This is a genomic window from Pseudomonas sp. LBUM1669, assembly GCF_059695705.1.
Genome location: NZ_CP166784.1, coordinates 2718629 through 2734113, shown reverse-complemented (window position 1 = coordinate 2734113; position 15485 = coordinate 2718629). Strand labels below are relative to the sequence as shown.

The 15485-nt window shown below is 60.2% G+C and carries 14 protein-coding genes and 1 pseudogene; 7 read left to right on the top strand and 8 right to left on the bottom strand.

The features are described from left to right. Nucleotides 1-9: 9 nt before the first annotated feature. Together ACA051_RS12740 and ACA051_RS12735 are read right to left on the bottom strand one after the other, a co-directional pair. The gene (locus ACA051_RS12740) at nucleotides 10-1230 is read right to left on the bottom strand and encodes a helix-turn-helix domain-containing protein (protein WP_497310119.1); all 1221 of its coding nucleotides are present in this window, start codon (nucleotides 1228-1230) and stop codon (nucleotides 10-12) included. Nucleotides 1231-1418: 188 nt separating this feature from the next. Beyond that, nucleotides 1419-2249 carry an AraC family transcriptional regulator gene (locus tag ACA051_RS12735; RefSeq protein ID WP_497310118.1) on the bottom strand — a complete coding sequence of 277 codons (831 nt, stop codon included), beginning with the start codon at nucleotides 2247-2249 and terminating at the stop codon, nucleotides 1419-1421. A gap of 136 nt (nucleotides 2250-2385) precedes the next feature. On the opposite strand from ACA051_RS12735, the gene ACA051_RS12730 reads away from it, so the two are divergent. The 3 genes and pseudogenes from ACA051_RS12730 to ACA051_RS12720 all read left to right on the top strand — a co-directional run. Continuing rightward, on the top strand, nucleotides 2386-2904 hold the full coding sequence (locus tag ACA051_RS12730; RefSeq protein WP_497310117.1) for a carboxymuconolactone decarboxylase family protein: 519 nt from the start codon (nucleotides 2386-2388) through the stop codon (nucleotides 2902-2904). 30 nt (nucleotides 2905-2934) lie between these two features. Next, the gene (gene grxC, locus ACA051_RS12725) at nucleotides 2935-3186 is read left to right on the top strand and encodes a glutaredoxin 3 (protein ID WP_497310116.1); all 252 of its coding nucleotides are present in this window, start codon (nucleotides 2935-2937) and stop codon (nucleotides 3184-3186) included. Between the two features lie 18 nt (nucleotides 3187-3204). Next, a pseudogene (locus tag ACA051_RS12720) lies at nucleotides 3205-3336 on the top strand (nuclear transport factor 2 family protein); the annotation flags it as partial. An 83-nt stretch (nucleotides 3337-3419) separates the two neighbouring features. Here ACA051_RS12720 and ACA051_RS12715 read toward each other — a convergent pair. Then, complete coding sequence (locus ACA051_RS12715) at nucleotides 3420-4625, bottom strand: NAD(P)/FAD-dependent oxidoreductase (RefSeq protein WP_497375054.1); 1206 nt, start codon at nucleotides 4623-4625, stop codon at nucleotides 3420-3422. Nucleotides 4626-4882: 257 nt separating this feature from the next. Here ACA051_RS12715 and ACA051_RS12710 point away from each other — a divergent pair, with 257 nt between their 5' ends. From ACA051_RS12710 to ACA051_RS12695, 4 genes are all read left to right on the top strand, one after another. Further along, a complete protein-coding gene (locus ACA051_RS12710) occupies nucleotides 4883-5452 on the top strand; it encodes an RrF2 family transcriptional regulator (protein WP_010455470.1) in 570 nt (189 codons plus the stop codon). A gap of 33 nt (nucleotides 5453-5485) precedes the next feature. Beyond that, nucleotides 5486-5887, top strand: coding sequence for a hypothetical protein (locus ACA051_RS12705; RefSeq protein ID WP_077749108.1), 402 nt, complete (start codon nucleotides 5486-5488; stop codon nucleotides 5885-5887). A gap of 11 nt (nucleotides 5888-5898) precedes the next feature. After that, complete coding sequence (locus ACA051_RS12700; protein ID WP_497375052.1) at nucleotides 5899-6438, top strand: HD domain-containing protein; 540 nt, start codon at nucleotides 5899-5901, stop codon at nucleotides 6436-6438. Nucleotides 6439-6656: 218 nt separating this feature from the next. Then, nucleotides 6657-6935: a DUF3303 domain-containing protein gene (locus ACA051_RS12695; RefSeq protein WP_497310113.1), complete on the top strand. Its 279-nt coding sequence runs from the start codon at nucleotides 6657-6659 to the stop codon at nucleotides 6933-6935. Between the two features lie 104 nt (nucleotides 6936-7039). Here ACA051_RS12695 and ACA051_RS12690 read toward each other — a convergent pair whose 3' ends face one another. The 5 genes from ACA051_RS12690 to ACA051_RS12670 all read right to left on the bottom strand — a co-directional run bounded on the left by ACA051_RS12690 (nucleotide 7040) and on the right by ACA051_RS12670 (nucleotide 15266). Beyond that, complete coding sequence (locus ACA051_RS12690; protein WP_497375544.1) at nucleotides 7040-9469, bottom strand: efflux RND transporter permease subunit; 2430 nt, start codon at nucleotides 9467-9469, stop codon at nucleotides 7040-7042. Nucleotides 9470-9496: 27 nt separating this feature from the next. Continuing rightward, the gene (locus ACA051_RS12685; RefSeq protein WP_497375050.1) at nucleotides 9497-10573 is read right to left on the bottom strand and encodes a WD40/YVTN/BNR-like repeat-containing protein; all 1077 of its coding nucleotides are present in this window, start codon (nucleotides 10571-10573) and stop codon (nucleotides 9497-9499) included. 138 nt (nucleotides 10574-10711) lie between these two features. After that, the gene (locus tag ACA051_RS12680; protein WP_497375048.1) at nucleotides 10712-12076 is read right to left on the bottom strand and encodes a DUF1329 domain-containing protein; all 1365 of its coding nucleotides are present in this window, start codon (nucleotides 12074-12076) and stop codon (nucleotides 10712-10714) included. Between the two features lie 31 nt (nucleotides 12077-12107). Beyond that, complete coding sequence (locus ACA051_RS12675; protein WP_497375046.1) at nucleotides 12108-13937, bottom strand: DUF1302 domain-containing protein; 1830 nt, start codon at nucleotides 13935-13937, stop codon at nucleotides 12108-12110. A 294-nt stretch (nucleotides 13938-14231) separates the two neighbouring features. Further along, nucleotides 14232-15266 (bottom strand): AraC family transcriptional regulator, encoded by a 1035-nt coding sequence (locus tag ACA051_RS12670; RefSeq protein WP_497375044.1) that lies wholly within the window; start codon nucleotides 15264-15266, stop codon nucleotides 14232-14234. Between the last annotated feature and the right edge of the window lie 219 nt (nucleotides 15267-15485).

Genomic DNA, 15485 nt, shown 5'->3' with positions numbered 1-15485 from the left:
GGATGGATCCTAGTCACCCGGCACCCAAGCTGTGAGTAACAAAGTCGTCGCGAATCCCGGCAGCGGCGGCGCCATCCAGCGCCGGGCGCGCCCACGGCCAAACGACTGCACTTTGCCCGCCGCCGCTAGCGAATCAAGGGCCCGTTGCACAGTGCGCTGACTGGCCTTCAGCGCCAGGGCGAGCGCCGAACTCGACCATGACTCGCCATCGGCCAGGAACGCGAGCAGCGCCGCCTGCGGCTCTTCGACGGGCCGCGCCAGCACCACAACGTCGTCAGCACCCTGTGGCTGCAGTGCAAACCCGCGCTTCGTCGCACTGATACCGGCCAGAGGCTTCAGCGCTGTGCGAAGCCGACCGATTTCGACGCGCAGCCTTGCTCGATGGGATTCATCGGTGAGCTTCAAGCGAAAGGCCTGGGTGATCAGTGTTTCCCTCGCCACGTCCGCGGGCCAGGCTTCGGCCAATGCCCGCACGAGGGTGAACAACACCGGGCGTTTGGACAGGGATATCGACATTCCCGCGCCGCGCACGCCGTATCGGCACGCGTCCACTACCAGTGACGGCGAACCAAGCAGCGCTTCCACCTCATCCAGCAACAGGGGTCGCTCCTTGCCACGGGCTATCAGCCGCGCAGCGGGCGTGTTGAGCACATGAACGGCGTGTGCAACCTCGGCAGTCAGCGCAGGAATGCCGGCGTCGCACGCAGCGCGTTGAGCCCTTTCGAGCGCAGACCGCGCCCTGTTTGTTTCGAGTCGCCGCACGGCGATCCCGGCCACCACCAATTCATGAACAACGCGTAATGCCGGTGGCAGCGGCGCAGGGTCGAGCTCTGCGAGCAAACTGTCGACCTCATCAAGACGCCCGATCAACAACAAACGGCGAATCTGCAAATACCGCGCATGGGCCGCATTCAGGCCGTCGCCATGCGCCTGCAAGGTCACTCGCGCCGCTTCGAGCGCCTTCACCGGCCAGCCGAGATCCCGTGAAGCCAGGGCGATTTCGGCCTCGGCCACCACGCACCGCGCCCGTGCCACCGGCGCTTTCGCACCGAAGGCGCGTGCGGCGCTGCGCACCAATGCCTTGGCCCGGACCAGATCGCCCAACTGCGCCATGGCGATGCCGCGAAGCGCCAGCGCAGGTGCATCGTCGCGCAAGGCAACCCGGTTCAACGCACCGAGGGGATCGCCCGCCGCGAGTGCGTGCGCTGCGGCGGTGATCAGTGAGTCCATTTGAATTGCGCCACAGGTGTCACTCCCACGGTCGGTGCCCGTAAATGAGTCTATCTCACCGCCACCAAACCTGTGGGAGCGAGCCTGCTCGCGAAAGCGGTGGGTCAGTCGCTATCGATGTTGGATGTACCGGCCTCTTCTCGAGCAGGCTCGCTCCCACAGGGAATGTGCTTGACCGACGGGGGTGGTCATCGCGGACGCTTGACGTCTTGCAACCACTCGCGCGGGCTGGCACCGGTTTTGCGCCGGAACGCCCGGGCCAGCGCCGAGGGGCTTTCGTAGCCGACTTCATCGGCGATCAGCGCGATGGACTTGCCTTCACGCAAGCGTTTTTGCGCCAGGCTGATCCGCCAGCTCACCAGATAGTCGACCGGCGTCTGCCCCACCACCGAGCGAAAGTAGTCGGCGAAACTGGCCCGGGACATGTTGGCCGCCGCCGACAGTTCGGCCACGGTCCAGGCCTTGCCGGGCGAATCGTGCATCAGGCTCAAGGGGCGCGCCAGGCGTGGGTCGGCGAGACCGGCCATCATCCCGGGGGTCTGGTCACGACTGGTCAGGATGTGCCGCAACAACTGAATCACCAGCAGTTCGAACAGCCGATCCATCATCGCTTCGCGACCACAAATGCCGCCGAAAGCCTCGCGGAACAGCCAGTCCAGCGTGCCGGCCAGGGTCGGGATGCTGTCGAGTTTGAGCACCATGTAATCAGGCAGTGCCGCCGCCAAGGCATTGCCCGCACCGCCGTCGAATTCCAGGGACGCGCACACCAGTTGCGTGCCCGAGGCTTCGCTGGCGAACAACCGATGACGATAAGGTCGCGGGAAAAAAATCAGCGTCGGCTCATTGAGCTGCAGGTCTTTCTCATCAGCCAGCTTGAGCGTCAGTTCGCCGGCCTGAAGCAAATGCAGGTGCCCGGTGGCCTGTTCGCCATCAAAGGACGTGACGCCGCAAAAATCCCCACTGTGAAAGGTGCCGGCACTGACACCGAAATGCGTGAGCAAGGTGGACAAGCGATCCATGGAACGACTCCCCCGGGGACAAATCTGGACGATCTGTCGCATATCCTCGACGATTTGCACCCTCAAGGCCAGCAATGATCCATAGCATGGACCCCGTACCCAGCGCACACCGCGCTTGAATCGACGGAGTCTCACCATGAGCCGCATCGCCCCCCTGAACCTTGAACATGCCACCGATACCACTCGCCCGTTGCTGGAAGGCGTGCAGAAAAAAATCGGCTTTTTGCCCAACGTCTTCAAGACGCTGGCCCATGCCCCCGCCGTACTGTCTGCTTACCTGCAACAGTCGGTGGCGCTGGGCAAAACGTCCCTGAGCGCCCCTGAAAAAGAAGCCATTTTTCTGGCCACCTCTCAGGTCAACGGCTGCGACTACTGCCTGGCGGCGCACACGCTGTTCGCCGGCAAGGCCGGGTTGTCGGCGCCAGACATTCTCAGCGCCCGGCAGGGGCAACTCAATGCATTCGCCACCCTGGCCCGACAAATCACCGAAAGTCGTGGCCACCTGAGCAACGAGCAGATTGAAGCGGCGCGTGCAGCCGGCATCACCGACGCCAAGATCATCGAGGTGGTCGCCCACATTGCGTCGCAGACGCTGACCAACTACCTCAACAATCTGGCCCTGACCGAGATCGACTTCCCTGCCATCGATGCTTGAGGCGGATGTCTGACCCGAGGAGTACACCCCATGAGTACCGTGACGCTTTACACCACTGACACCTGCCCTTATTGCCGCAATGCCAAGACGTTGCTGGCCAGCAAAGGCATCGCCACCCGGGAAATCAACGTTCAGTCGGACCCCGGAAAATTCCAGGAGATGCTCACCCGCAGCGGTCGTCGCAGCGTGCCGCAAATATTCATCGGTGACACCCATGTCGGAGGCTTCGACGACCTGGCCAAACTGGACCGCCAAGGTGCCTTACTGTCGATGCTGGCCTGAACCAGTCTCGGATGATGAGCGCGGGTTCGCCATCATTTTTCGGCACAGGCGATCAAGGGCACCGAGCGGGCCCCGACTGAAATCGACAACTTGCAGATCTGGCAAAAGAAGGCTGGCAAATGGTTGCTGGTCGGTCGGCAAGCCTTGCGCACGGGAATAAAAAATCCCGCTCAAGATGACTTGAGCGGGATTTTTTACGCAAGCAGTCTTATCGAGACAGCACTGCCAATCTCTTAGGCAACAACCGGAATCATCGGATCCGCAGCCGCCAGTGCGGTGGCACGGTCAGCGGCCGGCGGATAGATCCAGAGCGTGTTGATCTGGGTCTTGAGCGACTTGCCTTCCTGCTTGACCAGTTTGACCTGGCGATCCCAGCCCTCGGTGTAAACCGCGCCCCAGGCACCCAGATCCAGACAGGTGACGTACTTGGGCTGACTGTACGCCGTCGGGTCCACGCCCAGGATCTGCGCAGCGACGTTGTTGCCAGCGTGACGCCCCAACGAGATCGCGTGTTGGCAGGTCATCAGGGCGTAGTTGCCGATGTCATCCGTGGCGGCATAAGCCACATCGCCGGTGGCGAAAATATCGTCCTGGCCGATGACTTTCAGATGCGCATCGACGTGCAGGCGACCGAGGTGATCGCGTTCGGCCGGGATCTGCTCAGTCAGCGAGCTTGCCCGTACACCGGTGGTCCTAACCACGGTCTTGGCGTCGATGCGCTGGCCATCGGCCAGGGTCACACCGTTTTCATCGACGGCAACGACCGATGACTTCAAGCGCCATTTCACGCCCAGCTCAGTGCTGGCTTCGGCGATGGACTGGCTGATTTCGCTGCCCATGGACGCCCCGACTTTTTCACCGCGATCGACGATGATCACTTCGATGTCGGCCTCTTCACCGAGGATGGCCCGCAGACGCGCTGGCATTTCCGTCGCTGTTTCAATCCCGGTAAAGCCGCCACCGGCCACCACGACTGTGTTGCGCGCTTTGCTTTCTGGAAGGTTGACCAGGGATTTCAGATGGTTTTCCAGGCGCACGGCTTGTTCGATCTGGTCCACGTCGAACGCGTGTTTGGCCACGCCCGGGGTGTTGGGCAGCGCAAGACCACTGCCGGTGGCCAGAACGAGTTTGTCGTAGCTGCACACCTGTTCGGCACCCGATGCATCGGTGTAGCCGACTTGTTTTTGCTGCACGTCGATGGATTGCGCTGCGCCCTGAATGAACTTCACACCGACGGCCTCGAACAGATCGCCCAGGGGTGCGGCCAGTTGATGAGCATTCGGTTCGTAGAAACGCGGACGCACACGCAGCTCGGCCTGAGGTGCCAGTACCGTGACTTCCACGTCGTTTTGATTATGGATGTCCAACAGACGCGTGGCGCTCAACGCCGTCCACATGCCACCGAAACCTGCGCCGATAACCAAAATGTGCTGTTTCATTGTTTTAACTCCGAGGAAGACCAAAGATTGAACTCGCTGCCGAGCTGACAACGGCGACTATAGTGTTCCGAGTTACTAGAAGCAACGACCTTCTATCGATGGTTATCTTCACAAATACAGACACCTCGAAAATCTACACAAAAGCTTCTATATATAAGAAACACAGGACAGATAGACGATTAAGGCCATGCCGAAGGTTCGTTGCACCCCCGACCATCGGCTGGTAACATTGACGACTCATTCAGTCGGAGATAACCATGTCTCTTTACAGCGCGGGCGTTGAGTACGGCATTCACTGCCTGCTTTTTCTGGTGGGCGATTACGGCGATAGCCGTGAGGCGAGCGTGCGTGACCTCGCTGAGCTGCAAGGTGTGCCCCTGGACTACTTGGCGAAAATTTTCACCAAGCTGGCCAAGGCCAAACTGGTGGTCGCGACCGAGGGCGTGCGCGGCGGGTTCAAACTGGCGCGGCCGGCGGACGAAATCAGCGTGCTGGACATCGTCAACGCCATTGATGGCCAGAAGCTCATCTTCGATTGCCGTGATATCCGTGGGCGTTGTGCGCTGTTTGAGGGCTCCCCGCCGACGTGGGCAGTGGAAGGTCATTGCTCGGTTCACGCCGTCATGATGACCGCGCAGCAACGCATGGAAGACGCCCTCGCCCAGCAGACCATTCTCGACCTCGCCCGCAGGGTCGGACGTAAAGCCCCGGCCGAGTTCGGCGCCCAGGTGGACAACTGGATCAATGATCGTCGGGAAAGGAAAACCGTGACCGGCACTCAGCCCGATGGCGAACAGATCATCCCGGTGACCGATATTTCCGACTGACGATTCGCCTGGGGCGCTCTATGATTAAGGCCAATGACGACCTCTGCTCCGATTCGCTCACCCTGCCCGCCCGGCGCCTGCATTTGCGGGCGAGACCCGTTGCTGGAAACACCGGGCGCGGACGTGCGCATCCTGTTTCTGACCCGGCAGGAAGAAAAGCGTCTGCTCGATCGTCTGGAAAACCTGCAAAGCCTGGCTGACCTCGAACGCTTGCAAAACCGCATGTACGCACAACTGGGCATCCGCGTGGACATCGTCCCCAGCTTCAACGAAGTGCGTACCATGCGCGGCATCGGCATCACCCTCGGCGAGTTGCCGGGCTTGTGCCGCAAGACCCGCCAGTCGATCCCGGCCGCGATTCGCCGCAGTCTGGAGAAACGCCCGGAGATCGCCTTCGAGATCCTCAACGCCAATGACCTGTTGCGCGACGCCTGAGGTCCGAACCGATGAATCCCCTTCTCGAATTCCCCGTTACCGACGAAATACTGACGTCCTACGCACTGGCGATCGGTACCGATTTGTCGGGTTATCGCAATCACATTTACCGGGTGCTGAACTTCTACCGCGCGATCAGCGGCATTGAAGGCCTGCCCTCCGAAGCCGTGCAGATCGCCGGGGCGTTTCACGACCTGGGCATCTGGACCGATCAAACCATCGATTACCTGGAACCCTCGGTGCGCCTGGCCACCGACTACCTCGCCAATCGGCAACTGTCGCACTTGAGCGGCGAAGTGACGGCACTGATCCTGGAACACCACAAAGTGCGGCCCTACGGTGCCAACCATGCGCTCAGCGTCGAGCCCTTCCGGCGCGCCGATGTCATTGATGTGTCGCTCGGACTGCTGACGTTCGGCCTGCCACGGGCCTACATCAAAACGGTGAAGGCGGCGCTGCCCAATCATGGCTTTCACGGGATGCTGCTCCGGCAAACCGCACGGCAATTCCTGCGTTCGCCACTCAAGCCGCTGCCGATGTTTCGCTGGTGAAACAGGCGTTGACGGCGGCGTCGTTCAATCCTTGAAAAGGCCATTAAATAGGATCAGCGGTCATACGCGAACGACGGGGCGCTGCTATGCCTTCTCATGGGAGAAAGGGTTTTACACCAGCCAGAATAGAGCGATGGGAACAGAGGCGTAATCGTGGCCCCGGCACCAGCCAGGTGCGCGAAGACAAACAGGTGCCAATCCGTAGCAGGAGGTGGCAGATGTTATTCATAGTCAAATGGTCGATCAGTGCGGACAATCGCAACAAAGCCATCGAGCGTTTCCTCAAGACCGGGGGCGCCCCACCGGCCGGCGTCAAAATGCTCGGACGCTGGCATGCCATAGGCGGTTCGAGCGGTTTTGGCGTGGCGGAGGCGAACGATCCTATAGCGATTCAAAAGTGGGTGCTGGAGTGGAACGACCTCATGAAGATGGAAGTTCAGGCCGCACTGACCGATGAACAAATGGCGCCGCTGCTGGCAGCCGCTACCGGCAAGTAACCGTCAGGGGGCGACGAGCGCTGCTCGCCGCCCCTGGAGTGAATTCGATCAACGGCGATCATTGCCGAGGCTACTGAACTATCACTTTTAATCGATGATCCTGCCTATCGCACTTTGCGCAACAGGAAGTGCGATAGCGCCGGGATCAGCACCAATGCTCCGATCATGTTCCAGATGAACATGAACGTCAGCAGGATGCCCATGTCCGCCTGGAACTTGATTGGCGACCAGGCCCAGGTGATGACACCGGCGGCGAGGGTAATCCCGACCAACGCCACCACTTTCCCGGTGAACGCCACGGCGTTGCGGTAGGCCTCGGTCAGCGAAAAACCGGCACGTTGCTGCGCCAGTTGCACGCTCAACAGGTACAACGCGTAATCCACGCCAATCCCCACGCCGAGGGCGATCACCGGCAACGTGGCGACTTTGACGCCCATACCGAGCCAGACCATCAAGGCCTCGCAAAGTATTGAAGTCAGCATCAACGGCACCACCGCCACCACCACCGCGCGCCAGCTGCGGAAGGTGATGAAGCACAGCACAATGACAGCGCCGTACACGTACAACAGCATCGTGCGGTTGGCGTCGCGCACAACGATGTTGGTCGCCGCTTCAATCCCGGCGCTGCCGGCGGCGAGCATGAACTGACGCTCGCCGTTGCTGTGTTCACGAGCAAACGTTTCGGCCACTTGCACCACGCGGTCGAGGGTTTCAGCCTTGTGATCCGACAGATACGCCACGATCGGCATCATCGAGCAATCATTGTTGAACAGGTCCGGACTGCTGACCGACGCCTGCTGCGCGCCGTAGTTGAGCACGTCCTGGTTGCGCGCGATGGTCAACATCTTCGGGTTGCCTTCATAGGAACCCGCCGTGATCTGGCGCACCGCATTGACCAGCGACACCGTGGTTTGCACCCCCGGTTGCTGCTGCAACAGCCAGGCCAGACGATCGGCTTCCACCAGGGTTTCGTATTTCAGGCAGCCTTCACTGGGGGTCTTGAGCATGATCGCGAACTGGTCGCTGGACAGAGAATAGTTGGCCGTGATGTAAGCGTTGTCACGGTTGTAGCGCGAGTCAGAACGCAGTTCCGGGGCGCCAGGATCAAGGTCGCCGATCTTTAGATGTTGGCTGACAACAATCCCGCCCACTGCCAACAAACCCGAGATGACGACGGCAACGGTGGCCCAGCGGCGTTCGGTGAACTTGTCGAGGAAACTCCAGAGCGCCCCCATGCCTTTGCCGCGCAGTTCCTTGTTCTCTGCACGCAGACTGCGCTCGGCCGCCTTGCGGCTCACGCCCCAATACGACAGCAACACCGGCAGCAACACCAGGTTGGTGAAGATCAGCACCGCGACACCGATGCTGGCGGTAATCGCCAGGTCCTGAATCACCGGGATATCGATCAGCATCAACACGGCAAAGCCCACGGCGTCGGCCAGCAACGCGGTCAGCCCCGCCAGGAACAGACGGCGGAAGGTGTAACGTGCAGCAACCAATTGATGAGTGCCGCGACCGACGTCCTGCATGATCCCGTTCATCTTCTGCGCGCCGTGGGAGACGCCGATGGCGAACACCAGAAACGGCACCAGAATCGAGAACGGGTCCAGCGCAAAACCAAACAGTGCGACCAGGCCCAATTGCCAGACCACTGCAATCACGGAACAGAGGATCACCAGCGCCGTACTGCGCACACACCGGGTGAAGTAGAAAATGATGGCCGTGGCAATCAGCGCGGCGGCGCCAAAATACAGCATCACTTGCATCAAGCCATCGATCAGGTCGCCGACCAGTTTGGCGAAACCGATGACGCGGATCTTGATCGGGCCTTTGCCCTCCTCGCCCACAACGCGAACGCCACCTTCATACTCGTACTTGTTGCGCAGCTTTTCTTCGAGGGTTTTCGAGAACTGGTGGTAGTCGATGCCCTGCCCGGTGACCGGGTCTTTCTCCAGCAGCGGCACGAAGATCATGCTCGATTTGAAGTTGTTGCCGATCAAACTGCCGACGATGCCCGAACGGGCGATGTTCTGCCGTAACTGCTGAACGCTCTGCGCCGAACCGTCATAGGAGTCGGGCATCACCGGGCCGCCCTGAAAGCCTTGCTCGGTGACTTCGGTCCAGCGCACCGCCGGTGTCCACAGTGACTTCATCCACGCACGATCGACACCCGGGGTCACGAACAGTTCGTCGTTGATCTCTTTCAAGGCGTCCAGATAGTGCGGATCGAAAATGTCGCCATTGCTGCTTTCAACCACAACCCGCACGGCATTGCCCAGACCGCGCAAGGCCTGGCGGTTCTCCAGGTAGTTTTTAATGAAAGGCTGGCTCTGCGGGATCATCTTTTCGAAGCTGGCATTGAGCGTCAGCCGGGTCATGGCGAAAAAGCTCAGCGCCACCGTCACCATCAGGCAGGCCAGCACCACCCACAAGCGGTTGTTGAAAATCAGCCGTTCCAGGGCGTTACCAGAGCGTGCGTCGAAGCCCTTGAGCTCGCGGATGACCGGCATTGTTTCAAGTTCGTAGTGACCCATCATGGAGTTCTCTTTGTAATGCCGGGCTTATTCAAGGGGAAACTGCCGCAGGCCACGGGTGCCTGCGAGCACCAGCGAGCTGCCAGTGGCCACTTGCGCGGCGGCCACTGGGGCCAGCGAGGTGTTCGGTTTGATCTGGAAGCTTGCGCCGTCATCGACACTGACCAGCACGTGGCCGGCCTGGCTGACCAGCACAATCCGGCCATCGGCAGTGACGCTGCTGGCAGTAATGCTCAGAGGCAGACCGAGGTCGATTTTGCTCCAGCTCGCCCCACTGTCAGTGCTGCGGAAGACATTGCCACGCAGACCGAAGACCAGCGTGGCTCCCGGTTTGCCGGTAATGCCGAAAAAGCTGCCGTTGTACGGCGTAGGGGTAGCGTTGAAGCGGCCACTCGCGCGGTCCAGCTTCATCACCAGGCCTTGTTCGCCGACCACGAACAAATCGGCACCCACCGGGCGTAGGGCGTAGAGATTCAGGGCACTGGGGTTGTCGGTGTGTTCGAGCAACGGTGTCCAGCTGCGACCGCCATCGTCGGTGCGGAAAATCAGGTTGAAGGCGCCAATGATGTAACCGACCTGTTCGCTTTCGAACCAGACATCAAGGAAAGGTTTGTCGGCACCCTCCTCGACCATGCGTTGAGCGTCGCTGACCCGAGCTTGCAGGTCTGCGTTGTCGGGTTGGTTGGCCAGTTGATGCTGGTAGTAATCAAGCAGAATCGGCCCGACCTGACGCCCGTCCAGTTGTCGGCTCCAAGTCTGGCCGGCGTCGATGCTGTGCAGGACCACGCCATCGTGCCCGACTGCCCATCCTTGTCGAGGGCTTGGAAAGTGCACGGCAACCAAATCCGAACTGACCGGCACCTGTGCCTGCTGCCAGTGCTGGCCGGCATCATCGGAATATAAAATGTGCCCGCGTTGGCCCACGGCAACCAATCGCTCGCCGGCCAGGGTCAACCCGGTCAACGTCGACTGCGCGGCCAGATCGCTATGCAGTGCAGGCGTATCGAGCACACCGGCAAACTCGCCAGCGATCACCGGCCGGGTAAAAGGCACGGCCAGGGAAGCTGACAGCGCGGCAAGCAAAAACCACTTGATCATCGTCATTATTATTTTCTCAGTGCACACCACAGTTCCCTTGTGGGAGCGAGCCTGCTCGCGATGAGGCCAGTACATTCAACGCAGAGGTCGACTGTCAGACCGCTATCGCGAGCAGGCTCGCTCACACAGGGGGGATTGCAGGGTTTAACGGATGCCGGTGCCGGCCAGCGACTCGGCGGACCATTGCGCCTTGGACAGCGGATCGATGTACTTCAGGCCACCGTAAGGGCCGTAGAAACCGTTGACGTTGTAGGCGCCGGAAATCAGGTCATAGAGCATGTGGTTGATCGTGTCCGGGGCCTGCACGTCATAGCTGTAAGTCAGGTGCGAGAAGCCGCCACGGTAGAGCTGGCCACGGGCGTCATACTCGTCGGAGGCCAAAGCGATCCAGCTGTCTTCGTCGAGGTAGAACGTGCGCTTGCTGTAGATGTGGCGCTTGCCCGGTTTGAGCGTGGCTTCGACCACCCACACGCGGTGCAGCTCCCAACGCAGCAGGTCGGGGTTGACGTGATTGGCCTTCATCACATCGGCCGCGTCCTTGTGGTAGCTCAGTTTGTAGGTGTTGTACGGCACGTAGAGTTCTTTCTTGCCGACCAGTTTGAAGTCGTAACGGTCCATCGCGCCGTTGAACAGGAAGGCGTCGTCGTAAGTCGCGGCGCCGACGGTGCCGGGGTTTGGCGTGTCGTAGGCCAGGTCCGGCGCCAGCTTCACCCGACGTTGCCCCGGCAAGTATTGCCAGGCGCGACGCGGCTGAGTCAGCGGGTTGACCGAATCCATGAGCAACAGCGCTTCACCGGCACGGCGAGCCGGGCCGGAGTACGCCAGTTTGATCTTGTAGAACACTTCATCGGCCGACACTGGACCGACCGGGCGTACCGGCGAGTACAACGGGTATTCGATAAAGAAATTACCGGTGGAACTCAGGGACGCCGCGCCGGAGGAGTCAACGTTCCAGGAATCGTACTTGTTGGTCATGGCCACGCCTTGATAACGCAACAAGTGGTTCCACATCGCTTCGTTACCGTCGGCCGGGATTGGGAACGGCACACCCGGCAGGACGTTTTCCAGTGACAGGCCACCGTCGGTGGTCTTGGCGGTCACGGCATTTTTAGCGGTGTTGTCCAATACCCCTTTGGGCAGTCCAACGCTGCGATGGGTCGGGTACACGTCGAGACGATAGGACGGATAACGGCTGAGCAACGCCTGGGCCGTCGCGGTCAGTTTGTCTTTTTGCTCGGCGAGGTTCTGAGCAGTGATCACCAGGCGCGGCTTTTCCGCCGCAAACGGGTCCGGGCGGAACGAGTCGCCGGTTTTGAAATCGGCTGGAATCCTCGTCAGCCCGCCCGTGTAAGCGGGAATGCTGCCATCGGCGTTGGCGGCTTTGTCAGCCCCTACCGGCGTCAGGCTGGTGCCGAGTTTCGCAGCCTGGTCGGCGCTGACGGCCGCATGGGCGGACCCTGCGACGGCCAGCGCCAGTGCGGTAGCCAATACTGATTTGATGAAATTCATGAGTGTCTCCTGTTAACGCACAGCTCGAAGATCAGAGGGTGGTTTTAAAAGTGAAAGTGACCATGCCGCGATCCTTGAGCTGGGCCACGGTACCGGCAAACGCAGAGGTCTGGCCGGGAACGCAGTTGTATTGACCGTTGGCACCCGGAGCCGCCCCATCGCCTTGCGTACCGGCGTTGCCGGCAGAACCGCAGGTGTCGAAGTCGCCAAAGTTATCGACGTACTTGAGGTCGAAACGGTACTGGCTGCGCACATCCATGCCGACGCCGACCGAGTAGCTGCCGGTGCCTTTGTTGCCGCCCAGTTGCACGGCGGACTGGCCCGCGAGGCCGACGTTGTAGCTGACCGGCATGAACATATCGATGCCGGGGAACACCTGATACCAGGTCGGGTTGAAGTTCATGCCGAGGATGTAGTTGTCCTTGGACACCTTGTCGACACCGCGGTACCAGTCTTCGCCCTTGAACAGTTGCTTGTTCTCGGTCACGTCCAGCCAGCGGCTATAGCCGAGCTCGACCAGCAATGAAGAGGAATCCCAGAACGGGGTATCGCCGAAGGTCGTCAGGCCGTTTAAAACCGCATGCACGGTATTGCCGCGAGCCACGCCATTTTCACCATCAAAGCTGCTGATGAAACCTGGGCGCCCTGCTGCGCCCAGCGTTGGGTTGACGGTGGCCGGAACGCTGGACAGCGGCATGTTGTGGCGGTAGTTGAGGTCGAAACCGACGCTCACGCCTGCGATGCTTTTGGCCAGGCTGAAACCGTAGACGTCGATGTCGTCGACGTAGAACTGGTTGTAACTGCCAGCGTTGCCGGAAATCAGCTGAGCCGGCCCGACGGCGGTCGGTTGCAGCACCAGGTTGGGCAGGATGTCCGAGGTTTTTCGGTAGTAAACACCCAAGGTGCCATCGAGCCACGCCGGGCTCCACTTGGCCATCAGACCGAAGTCACCGTGGTTGTCAGGCGTGTACGTGTGGCCATTGGTGAGTCGCAGGAACTGATTGGCGCCCAACGGACCGGGTGTACCGAAACGAGGATTCTGCGCGGCGATCAGCGACAGGTTGTGGCCGCCGCTCTGGATCCCGTCGTTGAAGCCCAGGTACGTCCCTGACTCTGGCAACCGTGCAGCGTCCCAGTCGAGGAAATACTGCGCGGCCAAGGTCAACTCCTGGTTGACGGTGAGGCTGGTGGACAACTGGTTTCGCGGAATGAACAGCTCTTTGGCTTCAGTGCCCGGCACGGCAAGGGCCTTGGACAAATCCAGACCCGATTGGCCATAGCTGTTGCCATGAGCGAAGGCCAGCACGCTTTCACCCCAATACAGGGTGTGCTTGCCGGCCTTGCCGCTCAGCAGCGACTCGTCGCCGATCTCGGTGCTGCCGAACACGAACGCGTCGAGGATCTCCGCCGATGGACCGTTGTAGTAACGGTCGGCATAACCGCTCTGGTGCCGCGAATCGGGCTTGCCATTATTGAGCTGGTTGGTCGCCGCGTTATCGCTGCCAATATCGTCATAGGCATGGTCGTACCAGCTGTTGGCACTGACCCGAAAGCCCATCTGTTTTTTGTACACCACGTCCAGTTCCGACAGCACATCAAGACGCTGGGCTACTGGGCTGCCGGACGAGAAATTGCGATTACCGTCGTTGTTGTTCCACGAGTTGGCAAGTTTGGTATTCGGCGCTTCGACCCGCTGGGCGTAGTTGAACTTGAAGGTGTTGTCGAAACGTACCGACAGGTCCTCGTTCCCCGTGTCGAACTCGAATGCCTGCACTGGCGTCATTCCCAACCCGGCGAGAACCGCCGAGGCCAGAAGCCCGCGTCGCAGATTGGTTGGGCAGATCTTATTGTTGTTATTCATCTAGCGTGCTCGCCTTCTCTGTGGTTTCACGAAAAGTCATTCAAGAAAGTGCCGGTTCCGGGGGTGCGTTCTGCTCTATGGAACGCAGGCCGGATCGGTCGAGACTGTTGTATCGCGAGCAGTCGGGGGGGTGCCGGTCAATTGGGCCAAATCATCGGTCAGCTAAACAATTTCAGCGGTAGCGCAATTTTTGTAGCAGCTGGCGAAGCCTGCGTCCGGCTGCTACGGATCGCGTTATGACTTAGCTGATCGACGTTGCGGAGCCTGGGGAGTTTTTTGTGCAGGAAGGATGTTTCAGGGTTGCTGGCGATAATCCGTCGGCGACAACCCGGTCCAGCGTTTGAAGGCGCGGGTGAAGTTACTGGTGTCACTGAAGCCCAGCAGGAAGGTAATTTCGGTCACCGGGCGTGATGCCTGGCTCAGATAGCTGCACGCCAGTTCCTTGCGGGTGTCATCCAGCAGTTGCTGGAAATGAGTGCCTCGCTGGGAGAGCTTGAGCTGCAATTTGGTCGGGCTCATGCACAACGCGCTGGCGACCTTGTCTCGAGTGCAGTCGCCGTTGGGCAGGAATTCGATGATTTTCTGAGTGACCCCGGTGATCACATCGTTCTTGTCCAGGCGCGCCAGATAGCCAATCACGATATTGTCGTTGACCTGCGCCAATTCAGGGCAGGAGCCGGTCAGCACTTGCAGAAGGTCTGCCTTGTCGAACACCAGCAGGCTGGACGGCTGCCTGAACAACACCGGCGCACGGAACAATGCTTCATACGGGGCCGCGCCCTCATGCGGCATCGGCCGGCGCATTTCCACGCGAACGGGCTTAAACTCCTGCTTGTAGAGCAAGCGCATCACCCGGATCAGAAAGGCGAAGAACGCATCTTCCGTCTCGCCGCAGAGCTCGACCAAGTGGTCGAAACGCAGCAAGACGTGCTCGTCGGTCTGGCTGACATTGGCCTTGGCGACCTGGGACACCAACCGGAAATAGCGCTCCAGGCGTCGGCAGAAATCCATCAGGGACCCGCTGGCAGCCAGGGAATAACCCAAGGCGTGCAAGTGGGTGAGATGGATATGCTTGGCCACGGTCAGGCCAAAATACGGGTTGTTGGTCACATCGACACAGGCGCGATACAAACGCGTCATGGTAGTGGCCGGCAAGCGGGTCATCGGATCGGTGGACAGGCCCAGCGGGATGCCCGTGGCGGTGAAAATCCGTTTGCTGTCGATGCCACTGGCGTCCAGCGCCCGCGCAATAGCCACGGTATAGCTGCCGATGGTGGAGGGTTGCAGCGCGTCTTCTTGCAACGGAATTTCGGTACCGAACGTATCCATTTTCGAACCTGACATGGGCCTGACTGCTGGGGATGCGAGAACCGATACTCGCCCCCGGATCTGTATCGGTCAATCACCGGCATGGCGCTTCTGCGTGATGTTCCAATGCTTGGCGCGATAGTCACCTTTCCCAGTGACCGTTGAATTCATTCTATTGACCGGTGTCGACCCGGCGTTCTGCACACAATGCGTTGAGTTGTGCATCGAACAAAGAGAATA

Coding starts and splice junctions, on each gene's coding strand:
- ACA051_RS12740 (WP_497310119.1), bottom strand. CDS start 1,230: ATGGACTCACTGATCACCGCCGCAGCGCACGCACTCGCGGCGGGCGAT.
- ACA051_RS12735 (WP_497310118.1), bottom strand. CDS start 2,249: ATGGATCGCTTGTCCACCTTGCTCACGCATTTCGGTGTCAGTGCCGGC.
- ACA051_RS12730 (WP_497310117.1), top strand. CDS start 2,386: ATGAGCCGCATCGCCCCCCTGAACCTTGAACATGCCACCGATACCACT.
- grxC (WP_497310116.1), top strand. CDS start 2,935: ATGAGTACCGTGACGCTTTACACCACTGACACCTGCCCTTATTGCCGC.
- ACA051_RS12715 (WP_497375054.1), bottom strand. CDS start 4,625: ATGAAACAGCACATTTTGGTTATCGGCGCAGGTTTCGGTGGCATGTGG.
- ACA051_RS12710 (WP_010455470.1), top strand. CDS start 4,883: ATGTCTCTTTACAGCGCGGGCGTTGAGTACGGCATTCACTGCCTGCTT.
- ACA051_RS12705 (WP_077749108.1), top strand. CDS start 5,486: ATGACGACCTCTGCTCCGATTCGCTCACCCTGCCCGCCCGGCGCCTGC.
- ACA051_RS12700 (WP_497375052.1), top strand. CDS start 5,899: ATGAATCCCCTTCTCGAATTCCCCGTTACCGACGAAATACTGACGTCC.
- ACA051_RS12695 (WP_497310113.1), top strand. CDS start 6,657: ATGTTATTCATAGTCAAATGGTCGATCAGTGCGGACAATCGCAACAAA.
- ACA051_RS12690 (WP_497375544.1), bottom strand. CDS start 9,469: ATGGGTCACTACGAACTTGAAACAATGCCGGTCATCCGCGAGCTCAAG.
- ACA051_RS12685 (WP_497375050.1), bottom strand. CDS start 10,573: ATGACGATGATCAAGTGGTTTTTGCTTGCCGCGCTGTCAGCTTCCCTG.
- ACA051_RS12680 (WP_497375048.1), bottom strand. CDS start 12,076: ATGAATTTCATCAAATCAGTATTGGCTACCGCACTGGCGCTGGCCGTC.
- ACA051_RS12675 (WP_497375046.1), bottom strand. CDS start 13,937: ATGAATAACAACAATAAGATCTGCCCAACCAATCTGCGACGCGGGCTT.
- ACA051_RS12670 (WP_497375044.1), bottom strand. CDS start 15,266: ATGGATACGTTCGGTACCGAAATTCCGTTGCAAGAAGACGCGCTGCAA.